This is a genomic window from Paenibacillus sp. FSL H8-0282 (genome assembly GCF_037963825.1).
GTDB lineage: Bacteria > Bacillota > Bacilli > Paenibacillales > Paenibacillaceae > Paenibacillus_AQ > Paenibacillus_AQ odorifer.
This window is the reverse complement of record NZ_CP150146.1, coordinates 1695754-1708452: the sequence shown is the minus strand read 5'-3', so window position 1 is coordinate 1708452 and position 12699 is coordinate 1695754. Positions and strand designations below refer to the sequence as shown.

The 12699-nt window shown below is 45.4% G+C and carries 13 protein-coding genes and 1 riboswitch; of the genes, 3 read left to right on the top strand and 10 right to left on the bottom strand.

Features of this window, described 5'->3' with window-relative positions:
* Positions 1–28 precede the first annotated feature (28 nt).
* The 6 genes from NST94_RS07430 to spoVAC all read right to left on the bottom strand — a co-directional run bounded on the left by NST94_RS07430 (position 29) and on the right by spoVAC (position 6513).
* Positions 29–2248: a transglutaminase domain-containing protein gene (locus NST94_RS07430; protein ID WP_339281841.1), complete on the bottom strand. Its 2220-nt coding sequence runs from the start codon at positions 2246–2248 to the stop codon at positions 29–31.
* A 22-nt stretch (positions 2249–2270) separates the two neighbouring features.
* On the bottom strand, positions 2271–3515 hold the full coding sequence (locus tag NST94_RS07425; protein ID WP_339281840.1) for a DUF58 domain-containing protein: 1245 nt from the start codon (positions 3513–3515) through the stop codon (positions 2271–2273).
* Position 3516: 1 nt separating this feature from the next.
* Positions 3517–4473 (bottom strand): MoxR family ATPase, encoded by a 957-nt coding sequence (locus NST94_RS07420; RefSeq protein ID WP_076125188.1) that lies wholly within the window; start codon positions 4471–4473, stop codon positions 3517–3519.
* A gap of 155 nt (positions 4474–4628) precedes the next feature.
* Entirely contained in the window at positions 4629–4979 is a 351-nt protein-coding gene (gene spoVAE, locus NST94_RS07415; protein WP_036675923.1) for a stage V sporulation protein AE, read from the bottom strand.
* Positions 4980–4981: 2 nt separating this feature from the next.
* Complete coding sequence (gene spoVAD, locus NST94_RS07410; RefSeq protein WP_036675714.1) at positions 4982–6013, bottom strand: stage V sporulation protein AD; 1032 nt, start codon at positions 6011–6013, stop codon at positions 4982–4984.
* On the bottom strand, positions 6010–6513 hold the full coding sequence (gene spoVAC, locus NST94_RS07405) for a stage V sporulation protein AC (protein WP_076125192.1): 504 nt from the start codon (positions 6511–6513) through the stop codon (positions 6010–6012). Before spoVAC ends, spoVAD begins: the two co-directional genes overlap by 4 nt.
* 563 nt (positions 6514–7076) lie before the next feature.
* Here spoVAC and NST94_RS07400 point away from each other — a divergent pair.
* Positions 7077–8150: a M42 family metallopeptidase gene (locus NST94_RS07400; RefSeq protein ID WP_076125194.1), complete on the top strand. Its 1074-nt coding sequence runs from the start codon at positions 7077–7079 to the stop codon at positions 8148–8150.
* 632 nt (positions 8151–8782) lie between these two features.
* On the opposite strand, the gene NST94_RS07395 is transcribed toward NST94_RS07400, so the two are convergent.
* The 3 genes from NST94_RS07395 to NST94_RS07385 form a co-directional block, all read right to left on the bottom strand.
* Entirely contained in the window at positions 8783–9682 is a 900-nt protein-coding gene (locus NST94_RS07395; protein ID WP_339281839.1) for an aldo/keto reductase, read from the bottom strand.
* 135 nt (positions 9683–9817) lie between these two features.
* Entirely contained in the window at positions 9818–10132 is a 315-nt protein-coding gene (locus tag NST94_RS07390; RefSeq protein ID WP_076125196.1) for a multidrug efflux SMR transporter, read from the bottom strand.
* Positions 10133–10495: a multidrug efflux SMR transporter gene (locus NST94_RS07385; protein WP_036675723.1), complete on the bottom strand. Its 363-nt coding sequence runs from the start codon at positions 10493–10495 to the stop codon at positions 10133–10135.
* 84 nt (positions 10496–10579) lie between these two features.
* A riboswitch (guanidine-I (ykkC/yxkD leader) is annotated at positions 10580–10687 on the bottom strand.
* Positions 10688–10835: 148 nt separating this feature from the next.
* On the opposite strand from NST94_RS07385, the gene NST94_RS07380 reads away from it, so the two are divergent.
* Positions 10836–11798, top strand: a complete 963-nt coding sequence (locus NST94_RS07380; protein ID WP_280752647.1) for an MBL fold metallo-hydrolase — start codon at positions 10836–10838, stop codon at positions 11796–11798.
* A gap of 28 nt (positions 11799–11826) precedes the next feature.
* Positions 11827–12192 (top strand): hypothetical protein, encoded by a 366-nt coding sequence (locus tag NST94_RS07375; RefSeq protein ID WP_076301933.1) that lies wholly within the window; start codon positions 11827–11829, stop codon positions 12190–12192.
* 56 nt (positions 12193–12248) lie between these two features.
* On the opposite strand, the gene NST94_RS07370 is transcribed toward NST94_RS07375, so the two are convergent.
* Positions 12249–12665 carry an HIT family protein gene (locus NST94_RS07370; protein ID WP_076301934.1) on the bottom strand — a complete coding sequence of 139 codons (417 nt, stop codon included), beginning with the start codon at positions 12663–12665 and terminating at the stop codon, positions 12249–12251.
* Between the last annotated feature and the right edge of the window lie 34 nt (positions 12666–12699).

Here is a 12699-nt window from a genome sequence, read left to right as displayed (position 1 = left end):
ATCTGTAGCTATACTTTCACGCAAAGTGTTATTTCTTGGATCTCATTTTTCTCCGCACCCACAAAGCTTCAGTATACACGCTCTGCCAGTCTTTGTCTTCAATAACCTCAGGGCTATATTTCGCCTTTTCGAACATTGTTAGTAGTGAGTATAGATGATCAGCCACTGCCGGCCGTTCTCCACTCCAGCGATCTACGGCTTCACGTAAAGTTTCGTGCTCTTCTTTTAGCATTCCCTTGCGATGCAAATACCTTACCCAACGTTCAGTTTCCGCCACTACTTTCTGATCTGGCGTTAAAGGCCGGCCATTGCGCAGCTGCTGCATGAAGAAGCGAAGCTTAAAGCGTCTATGCCAAACTATAAAAATCGCCCAGGACAGCAAAACCACTACGGCTGCCACAACAACCCATAGACCTACATGAAACCCTTGATCTTCTTGTGCATTATTCACCGGCGCTGGTGTAGGTTCTGCCTGCTCTTCTTGATCTTCTGGCTCGACTTCAGGGGTTTGCTCACTCTGAGTTAGAAGCGGAATATTAAATCCAGGTGTAGCTTCAACTGGAATCCAACCATAATCACCAAAATAAACCTCAGCCCAAGAGTGGGAATCCGCATTGGTAATTGTATAGTTATTATTCACTGTGCCGGATTGCTGTTGTGCCGGATTCATTGGGATTTCTGGCTGTTCCCCAGGTGCGTACCCCTTAACCCATCGTGCAGGGATGTTCAGAGAGCGCGCCATAGTAACCAGTGCCGTAGAATAATAATCACAGTAACCTTCCTTTAACTCAAACAAAAACCCTTCTACAAAATCGTTGCTTGTGACACGTGATATATCTGGATTATTGGTATATGGAAAGGTTTGTTGTAAGTATTGTTGCAAAAGCGCTGTTTTTTCATACGGCGTTTTTCCTTCAGCCGTGATTTCCTCAGCCAGCTCTCTGACTCTTTTAGGAAAATCGTTAGGCAGTTGAAGAAACATTTTCTCCAAATCGTTCCCTTTATATAGCTCCTCATACGTCTTTGTTGTCAATTCTTGAACAGGAATTACAGGAACCTCAGACGTCACCTCAAAAGTAGACGGATAAGCGAGTTTCTTCCCATCCACATCCCAGATCAGCTCGCTGTCTCGGCTTCTCCAGGAGAGTCCATCTCCAGCTTTTTCCCCATTTAAAGAATCCACCGAAGATACTGAATAAGTGCCAAATAGTACGGGAAATTCATTATTATTAAGCACGGTTACTGTTTGTTTCAGTGTTCGTGTATTTACTTTAGAACCCACACTGCTCTCTAAAGCTTCACCTACATCCACCGCTTCTAGAGGTCCCCGATTTAACCGATCTCTATCGACCCAACCTCTTCCGGAATATAATCTGCGCGTTTCTCCCCGCATATAAATACGCAAATCAGAAACCACTGTCATCACCGGTGTATAATCGAAGGTAAAGCCGCCACCTAGTTGATCATCATTCAGACTGTAGCCTGACGAAGTATTGTTAGTAGGGGAGACAGAACCCATCTCAGATTTCGTGGTCCCAACTGTGCCCTTCCCTGAAGACTTCCCAATCCCATTCCATTCTTGCCAAGCGGTATAAGGATCGGTTAGGGTAGGCCTTACCCCAGGCATATTCACTCCAATTAGGATGACCAAAGAGAAGACGATGGCAATATTAATGACTATTTTCGTGGGATATTTCAGCAGATGCACCCAACCACGCGGATATTGAAGCTGGAAGCTTCTCAGATGCTGGCTGACCAGCCAGCCCATCCCCGCAAATACCGTCCAGGCTACTTCCTGCCACAAAACAATAGATGTAAAGGAATCCAAGGCAGCCAAGGCCACTATGTTCATTCCTATAAACCATAAAATACGTCTTTTTGAGGATGCCCACCAAGACGACAACAGCAGCAGGGCTGAGGCTCCGAGGGCAAACCAGATATAGGGCACCATATGAACTGCAATATCCTGCAGTCTGTCAGGGAGGGTTGTTGCCCAAGGATCAGCAACGTATATACCATAATTGATAAGTATCCGATAAACGATATAAATAATAGCTGCCGCTTCAATAAAGAGCCTTATCTGAACTTTTACAGGAATTATGATTTCAATCACAGTGATCGTTATTAATGCAGCCCACACAACAGCAGTTGTCTGTCTTAACCAGATAGGTTCCGTATAAGAGACCCACTGGTGGGCTATAATCAAAAGCCACAATAGACCTAAAGAACGGTGCCAGGAAAATTTCATCTGATTCCACCAGTTTCTCATATCAGACTTCCCCTCCTAATACTATGGGAAGCTCTTGCAGTGAGCTAATGCTGTAGCCTGTAATCCCCCGTGATCTTAGAACGTTCGTCCAATCTGTGCTGCTATTCGTTTCTGATAAATTCCCTATATGAATGTGCGACGGAGTCATCCCTCTGCTGTCAGCCCAACGTAGTGCATCCAGTACAGGCTGACCACGTTGAGGACTAATTAGCACGAAGTATGAGCCTTTAGGGAACATACGGTAACCTTTTTCCAAACGGGATATGAGTGGACTGTGCCCCTCGGCGTTAAGATCGATCAAATATTGAATCATTTTCTGACGCTCAGCAGCACCTTCAACAGGTGCAAATACCTTCGTGGTCTTATCCAAACAGCAAAGACCGATCCCAATTCGCTCTCGAATGCCGAATCCAAGTAGTGAGGCTGCGACGGAGACTGCGAGTTCAAATTGATTCGAATTCATATAAGCAGAAGCAGAGCCGTCCAGAACTAGAATGGTCTTGGGAATCGACTCATGCTCGAACTCTTTGGACTTCCACGAGCCTGTCTTTGCCGTTGCATTCCAATGAATGCGTGTTAGGCGGTCGCCATATACGTAGTCGCGTACACCGTTAATTTGGGTAGTCTCACGTCGTGATTGAACAACAGAGGTCTGTGGCCCAGAAAGACGGGATTTTCTTTCATATAACTGCCACCGCGGAACATAGATTGCACGAGGCAACACCTGAAACTGGCCTTCAGCCAGAAAAGTACCTTTATGCTCAACAAGGCCAAAAATATCTTGGCTGATGATATCCGTATCTGAAAATGTATAAGTGCCCCGTTCGAGAACTGGTGTCTGAAACCGCAGTTCCCCAAGTCCTCTGAGGCTGGGAATCAGGCTTTCCTCAAATACCCAGGATTCGCCATTATGCCGTTTCAGAACTTCCCTAACAACTACATAAGGTAAAGGCAAAATCCCCGGGATTGTGACCTTCAGACCTACACGAAGATACCCACCGGCAGAGAGCAAATCTCCCTTATCCTGTTCGGCATAAAAACTGCGAACACCCTTAGCCCGCCGAACGCCTCCCAAACCTCCAGCAATCAGATATGCAATAAGTACAGAGACCATAATAAACAACATAAATGCAGTTTTACCGCCCTGAAATAGTACATATAAGAGAGTAATACTCCAAATTACAAGGATGCTGGCGAACTTAGTAGGCTGAATGCGAGCTGCCACCGTAGACAAATAACGTCTCATATTATTGCCTCATCGTAACAGGCACTTGAATGCTCTGCAGAAGCTTTTGAAGCAGTGAATCTACGCTAACATTATCTAGGCGCGACTCTGGACGCAGCAATATACGATGACCCAAGGCAAATGGAGTAAGCACCTTTACGTCATCTGGAAGCACATAATCTCTTCCCTGTAAGAAAGCATAAGCTTTACAAGCCAGCATAAACGATAACGAAGCTCGTGGACTTGCACCGAGCAATACAAGCGGATGCTCTCTTGTCTGGCGCACAATATCTAACAAGTAATTCAGTACAGGATCACTCATATAAATCTCACGAATTTCCTCCTGAATACTAGCGATCTGCTCCATACTAGTGACAGCCGTAAGCCTGTCCACTGGTTGACCTTCTTGATGGCTCAGCAATAGATTTTTTTCGGTTGCTGCATCAGGATAACCAAGACTAATTCTTAGCATAAACCGATCCAACTGAGCTTCCGGCAGCGTGTAGGTTCCCTCAAAATCTATCGGATTCTGGGTGGCGCACAACATAAATGGATGCGGCAGCGGATAGGTCTCCCCATCTACGGTTACATTTCGTTCCTCCATCACTTCCAGAAGGGCGGATTGTGTCTTTGTGGTGGCTCGGTTAATTTCATCGGCCAGCAGGATATTCGTCATCACTGGACCTGGGCGGAAATGAAACATCTCGTCTCTCGGATGATACACAGATACACCGGTAATATCACTCGGAAGAATATCCGGATTACATTGTATCCGGCGATACTCTCCGGACATTGATCTGGAAAGTGCGCGAATAAGCTGGGTCTTTCCTGTTCCCGGTACATCCTCGATCAGAACATGACCACCGGCAAGCAGCGCTGTTAGCAGCAATTGTATTTCAAATGATTTTCCAAGTATGCAGGATTCTAGATTATTACGGACAGCATTCATGATGTGCATTGATTCTTGACGAACGGGCATATATGATCCTCCTAGGTCAGAATAAGCAGTAATATTTATATTTTACATGATTAGGGGACCCAAAGTACATTGTTGAAGCTTACGAAGTGTAAACAAACCAAAAACCCGCAGGACAAAATGTCCCGCAGGTTCTATTCTAAATCGCTAAAATCCCATTATCCTTTAGGCCGAACAACCAATGCAGCCAGGAAAGAGAACACAATCGCTGACGAAATCCCTGCGCTCGTGATATCAAAAATCCCTGTAACTACACCGATCCAGCCATCCCTTTCCAGCTCTGTCAATGCCCCGTGGACCAAAGAGTTACCGAAGCTTGTGATTGGAATGGTTGCACCCGCACCCGCAAATTTCACAAGTGGATCATAGATGCCAAAAGCATCAGCAATCGCTCCGGCTACAACTAATGTACTCATCGTATGTGCAGGTGTCAGCTTCAATACATCAAACATCAGCTGGCCTATAACGCAAATGGCTCCTCCGATCAGAAAAGCCCATAAGTAAATCATCATTAAACTCCACCTCCACTTTCTATAGCAACAGCATGAGCCACACACGGAATGCTCTCTCCCTGCTGGTATGACAATGGGGATAATAAGGCTCCAGTTGCCACAATCAGCACCCGTTTTAGTTCACCTTTTTTAATACGCTTGAGTATATGACCATAAGTCACTACTGCGGAACACCCGCAACCACTTCCTCCGGCGATCACATACTTCTGTTTCTCCAAATCGTAGATAAGCAAACCGCAATCATCAAAGGTTGTTTGCTCCATTGGAATCCCTTCTTTAGCTAATAAGGTTTTCGCAATGGGCAAGCCTACAGATGCAAGATCACCTGTAACAATTAAGTCATAATGCCCGGGGGATAGTCCGGTATCCCGAAAATGCGCAGTGATCGTATCCGCCGCCGCCGGTGCCATCGCTGTTCCCATATTAAAAGGATCTGTCAAACCGAGATCCATTATTCGTCCAAGGGTAGCCGAGACCACTACTGGATTGTTGCCAGTCCCATCATTCTGACCTACTACAGCACAGCCCGAGCCTGTGACCGTATATTGCGCCGTTGGCGGCTTCTGTGAACCGTATTCGGTAGGATAACGAAATTGCTTCTCCACCGTACAGTTATGGCTGGATGTTCCCGCGAGCACGTATTTGCTGCCTCCGGAATCTACGATCATAGAGGCAATTGCAAGGCTCTCCATGGAAGTGGAGCAAGCACCGAAAACTCCAAGATAAGGCACACCTAATTTTCTTGCCGCGAAGGAGCTGCTGATAATCTGGTTCATCAAATCTCCGCCAACAAAAAACTCCAGCTTCTCCTTATCCAGGTTTGCATTAATCAGTGCCAATAGGGAGGCTTTTTCGAAAAGAGCCCGCTCAGCCTTTTCCCATGTTTTTTCACCCATTTCCAAGGAATCAAATATAAAATCAAAATCTGACGTTAATGGACCCTCTCCCTCTTCAGGACCCACTACAGCGGAAGAGCCTAAAATAACGGGACGGCTCGTGAACTCCCAAGTCTGACTGCCAAGCTGTTTCATGTATGTGCACCTCCGCCAACGCCTAAAAAGAGATAGACGATACCAATTATGAAAGCAGCAACGGCACCAAATACGATGACTGAACCCGCCAGCTTGAACATATTGCCGCCCACACCGAGCACAAGTCCTTCCGCACGATGTTCAAGAGCTGCTGAGCACATACTGTTCGCAAAACCAGTAACCGGAACCGCAGTTCCTGCACCGGCCCATTGCGCCAGTTTGTCATACACGCCAAAGCTGGTCAGGATTACAGAAAGTAGAATCATCGTCGCTACAGTTGGACTTGCGGCTTCTTTGGAGGTCATATCGAATATTGCCATATAAGCCTCCTGAATCCCTTGTCCAATTACACAGATTAGGCCGCCAGCAAGAAATGCTCGCACACAGTTTTTGAATACGGGCCTAGCGGGTACAAAGGGCTTGGACAATTTCTCGTAATCTTGCGGGGTCAGGGTATCAAGCTTCAGCTTGACACCCGATTTTTTCGTTTTCGCCGGCATTGAGGGCACCTCCTGAAAGTTAGGCGAAGGGGGCTGACAAGCATCATAGTAGTACTCACTTTGAGCCCCTCAAGTTGTTTCTTCGCTTAGAAGTTTTCCTTATTGTTTGCCATACCCCGCTTCGTTATGTCCCTCCAATTCAGGAAAAATACAGTAACACAACTATCAGCAGCAAGAACAGCACAAGAATAAGCACTGCTTCCTTTTCCAGAGAGTTGTGGCGCCAGTAACGTCTGCGCGCTCCGCTAACCTTTAGGTTTCTTTTGGAGTATCCTCCCTGCACCCTTCTTTTGGGTACACTACCTGCTACCCTCATTTCCTTCGCATCCTTTCTAAAGCTCCTGCCACCAGAGCCCCTATTGCATTGTATTCGCGGAGCGTTCACCGGGTGTTCATTTGTCTCTTTAGCATGGACAAGTGAGCTCACAATGTTCATACTAAGTGGCAGGAAGAAATAACGTTGTCGTCCATTTTGGATGGCAACCGTTTCTCGTAGAACTATAAGGATGATGTATAACGCAAAGCTTATACGTCCTTATATTTTAATAAAGGAGTGATTTCAAATGAATCAAGAAACATTGGATCTATTCAAAACACTTACCGAATTCCCTGCAGCCCCGGGCTTTGAGCGCGAACTCCGCGCTTACGTCAAGGATGCTATGACACCTTATACCGAAGAGTTCGTGCAGGATCGTCTCGGAAGTCTGTTCGGCGTATTGCGCGGTGAGGAAAACGGGCCAAAAATTATGGTCGCTGGACATTTTGACGAAGTGGGCTTTATGGTCACCGGAATTACTAACACCGGGATGATTCGTTTTCAACCGCTAGGCGGATGGCTTGCTTCTGCTGTTGCTTCCCAGCGTCTCCAAATCATTACACCAAAAGGCACATTGACCGGTGTTGTTGGCAGCACGCCTATCCACCTACTAAGCGCAGAAGAACGCGGCAAGACGGGCGAAATTAGCAAAATGTATATTGATATCGGTGCAGACAGCCGTGAAGAGGCAGAAAGCTTTGGCGTCAGACCAGGTCAACAAGTACTGCCGATCTGTCCGTTCACCCCGCTTGCCAACCCTAAAAAAATCATGGCTAAAGCGTGGGATAACCGTTACGGTGTAGGCCTCGCCATTGAGCTGGTTAAGTCATTACACGGCAAAAAGCTGCCTAATACTGTTTATGCTGGTGCTACTGTACAAGAGGAAGTCGGACTTCGTGGAGCACGTACAGCCGCTAATCTTCTGTCCCCAGACATTTTCTTCGGCTTGGATGCGAGCGCTGCTGCCGATATGACCGGTGATAGCCAAGCCTTTGGCCATTTGGGTAAAGGCGCTCTACTGCGCATTTATGATCCTACGATGGTTACACATCGCGGCTTAATCGAATATGTACAAGACACAGCGGATACTCACAAGATCAAATACCAGTATTTTGTCTCCCAAGGTGGAACAGATGCAGGTCAGGTTCATGTAAGTGGAATCGGCGTTCCTTCCGCAGTCATCGGAATATGCTCTCGCTACATTCATACCGCTTCATCAGTTATTCATAGCGATGACTACGAAGCTGCTAAAGAGCTGTTAGTTAAACTGGTAGAAGGCCTCGACCGCACTACACTGCAAACGATTATTGAGAACAGCTAAGTTCTTATTTTTAAAAGAGCAGCGATCCTTTTTGAAGGATTGCTGCTCTTTTTTGGGTCGGGGCTTACGGACCTGTGTCACTTGCGCCCCAGTGGTGTTTACAAACCCCGATATTACTTCTAAAAACCAATTGTGCTTATGAACCCCATTGCCCGCTGATCCCGCCATTGGTACTACGACGGACCCATGATGCTTACGAACCCACGTTGTTTATTGTTTACGCTCCCAAGTTACTTGCTTACGGCCCCATGTTGTTTATTGTTTACGCTCCCCAAGTTGCTTGCTTACGGCGACACGTGGTTTATTGCTTACGCTCTCAAGTTGCTTGCTTACGGCGACACATTGTTTATTGCTTACGCTCCCAACGTTGCTTCCGGACTCAGATGACGCTATTTGCTAATTTAGAGCCTTTTGAGTAAAGTTGCGGACCTCAGTGACACTATTCCAGAGAAATGGGCTCATAATCGGTGTCATTTATGCTAATAGCGACTATGGTGTCCGATATTCCTCCAAAAGTGGCATAATTCTGCGTTTAAGATCATCTGTGTCCTATAGAGACTCCCCCTATCTCTTTTCATATAAAAAAAGCCCGCCTCAACGGCGAGCTCTTTAGCCACTCTCAGACAGCTATATCAACTCATATCCAGTGGCACTTTCCACGAAGGTATCGGGAAAGCCTCATCCAGCTTCCATCTTTCTTCTTCACTCAGCGTAATTAAACCTGCAGCAGCATTCTCAATTACATGCTCACGTGAAGAAGCTTTCGGAATCGTAATGATCTCCTCCTCGCGAATCGTCCAAGCTAACATAATTTGTAGTGGGGTTGCGTTATGAATACGGGCAATTTCCTGAACTGCCTCACTCTCGATAACCCCTTTGCGGAGCGCGCCTGCTTGTGCAAGCGGAGAGTACGCCATTACGGGCATGCGGTGACTTTTCTGCCATGGCAGCAATTCAGCTTCGATGCCTCTCGACCCTAAATGATACAGCACCTGATTCATAGCACAGTGAGTTCCCCCAGCTATACTAAGCAACTCTTTCATATCGTCAACACCGAGGTTCGATACACCCCATCTTGCTATTTTACCTTGAGAGACCAGTTTCTCCATGCCTTCCACAGTCACTTCAAGCGGAATATCTCCCCGCCAGTGCAGTAAATAGAGATCCAGATGATCCGTATTCAGTCGTTGCAAGCTTTCTTCACAGCTGCGAATAAGATTCTCGTTGCCGGCATTATGTGGGTATACTTTGGATACCAGGAAAACGTCATCCCGAATACCTTTAATAGCATCACCTACTAAAAGCTCTGAGTTTCCTTCCCCATACATCTCCGCCGTATCTATCAAATCCATGCCTAATTCCACGCCTAATCTAAGAGCAGCAATTTCTTCCTCTCTACGGGAAGCATCATCACCCATATTCCAAGTTCCCTGTCCTATTCTAGGCACAGAGGTACCGTCTGGAAGCAGCATGCGGTTAGCTCGGTTCACTTTCACAATTTCAGCCAAATGCTCGATTGAATCCTTAGTCATTGTAAAAATCTCCTTACCGATAAATTGTATACTTACTTTATACGACCTTTATGACCCTTTCGAAACATCTGAATCGTGTCTAATTTATAACTTATCTTTCCTTTAGGAGAGAAAAAGCAACAAATTGATTGCTAACTACGCTATCAACTTCAGCCCCACTGCGGCTCCCAGTATCATAAAAATACAGATAACCCGCCGCCAGTCTTTGGCCTCCCCATATAAAAGCATCCCCAAAATTGCTCCACCGGATGCACCGATCCCCGTCCATACCGCATAAGCTGTGCCCATAGGCAAACTTTTCATTGCAAATGATAGAAAAAGAAAACTTCCTCCAAAACCAAGGAAGAGCAGCAAAAACGACTGCAGATTCCGGTATTTATTCAACCTGTTGATCATAGCCACTCCGAACATTTCAAACAATCCAGCAACAACCAAAAATGCCCATGCCATTTAAGACTCCCCCTTTATTTCAGTTTCTTTGATATCTTTGGTTTCGTTAGTTACCATTTTCAGACCTATAACTCCTGCCAGCAAAATAACCACCAGTACCAGCTTCATTAGCTTGAAGGGTTCACCGAATAAAACCATGTCCGCAATGACTGTACCTGCTGTCCCCAGCCCAACAAATACAGAATATACGGTACCCACCGGTAATTTACTGCTTGCTGAAATAATGACATAGAAACTTATGATTATGGCTACAACTGTGATCAGCCACTCCCACACGCTTGAAGCATGCTTTAAACCTATGACCCACATGACTTCGAAAATCGCAGCGCCAACTACCTTCAGCCACTCTGAATTCTTTTTCATTTCAAGCCCTCCTTCAATTCTCCATAACTTATGATTGCCCACGGACAAACAAATAAGCCCGGAAGGTCATCGCCAAATGGCGATACCTCCCGGGCTTTTATCCCTCCGTGTAAACACAAACTTAATGTTCGTGCGTTTTCCCTCGGACCAGACCAGCTGTGCACTCGCTGCGGAACCCTAGAAAACAAATAAATGATTAAGTTACATCGTATGGTAGCAAATCGGGCGTATAAAAGCAACCTTTTCTATTCCGAGCGTAATTAAATCATAGTATAAAATTCCATAAAATTATAAAATAGATATAAATTTCATTCGATTATCTAGGAAAAGAGGTTAATTTATGTTTATTTCCAGACATTTTAACTGCGTCCCTCTAGTGGAAGGCATTTATTGCCTTGAAGCGAAGGAGCAAGGCGGAGCCATGAGCAATGCCGGTTTGATAGATATGGGTGATTACACATTAATCTTTGATACATTCAACACTCCACAAGCTGGCAAAGATCTTAGGGATGCCGCTCTGTATTATTTTAATAAACCTATCAAATACATCGTCAACAGCCATTGGCATGGAGACCACGTTAGAGGGAACCAATTCTTCTCGGATGAAGTAATCATATCCTCCAGTAGGACTAGAGAGCTCATGATAAAAACTCAACCAGACTGGCTTGCCCGAATGAAGAAACTGCTTCCTAATCTTGAAGAAGATCTTACGAAGCTTAATACATCTCTCGAGCTCGAGCTCGAACTCGAACTCGAACTCGAACTGAACGATTCCAAACAACGAGAGCTCCTTTCGCAAATAGGTTATTTACAAGAAATCAAAGAGTCTATACTAACGCTTGAAGTAACCCTTCCCCAACTAACTTATGACCGCAAAATGACTATACATGGCTCGGCTAGGACCGTTGAACTCCTAACGGTAGGTGCTGCCCATACGGAATGCGATTCTATTCTATTTTCTCCTTCCGATTCTTTAGCTTTTCTTGGAGATATTGTCGCAGTTGATAATCATCCATTATTAGTAGACGGTAATCCGTTATCCTGGTTGGAGGCACTTACTTATGTCGAGCGCTTAGATGTGAACATAATTGTTCCCGGTCATGGGCCCGTTACTCAAAAACATTATCTACAGCAAATAAAACGGTATATAAATGATATAATCCATATTAGCGAATCATTGATACACGAAGACATGAATGTGAATGTGAACCATATAGAAATTCCCGAGCCTTATCTGGGCTGGAATTATGGGAGTATTTTTTACAGAAATCTTGAGTTTTTGACGAAAGCAGCTAGTAACTAATTTTTGGAGTTGAAGGGAGCAGTTCGTTATGGTTTTTGGGATACTATTTGTAGGTGTCGCTGTATTTATTATTATACAAGCCGTAATACGTAATGGCTCGAGCTCGAACAGAAGTACCTTTGATAGAAATAGGCAAAATGATGCCGCCAACATGTCTTTTATGGCTGCCAGTCATCCGGATCTGCTGGATCCAAACCACTCTAACCACTCTAACCACTCTAACCACTCTAACCACTCTAATCATTCTAACCACCACCATAATCACTACGGAGATCACTCGCATCACCATTCTGGACCTGACAGCGGGGGGCATAGCTGGGGTGGAGACGGCGGACATAGTGGCGGTGGAGACTTCGGCGGGGGTGGAGATGCTGGCGGGGGCGGTTGTGATTAGATGAAAAGAAACGAAAAGAAAAGGACATCCCTGATCCTTCAGGAATGCCCTTTTTTTTAATGCTCATTTATGATACTGAGAATTTTAGCTTGAGTTTGGCTTAATAACTTTTCGGCACCGTGCGGATGGATTGGTTCGCTCCAAGCGAAGCCATCTCCTTCGTATCTAGGGATAAGATGCATATGATAGTGAGTCAGGTCGTTAAACTTCCCGTCATTTTGGCAAATGCTGATGCCAGCAGGTTCAAACAAAACCTTCAGGACAACTGATAGCTTCTTTGAAGCGTCCATAATCGCATAAGATGTTTCTGAATCGATATCTTCGAGATCCCAATAATGCTTTTTAGGGAGAATTAGGAGATGTCCTTCGTTAAATGGAGCAATGTCGAGCACACAAGTTACAAATTCATTCTCGTATACTACGTTTACGTTAGCCTCAATCCCATTAGCGATTCGACAACCCAAACAATCCATACAGGCACCACCACTCCATCCGAAGAAATTAAGC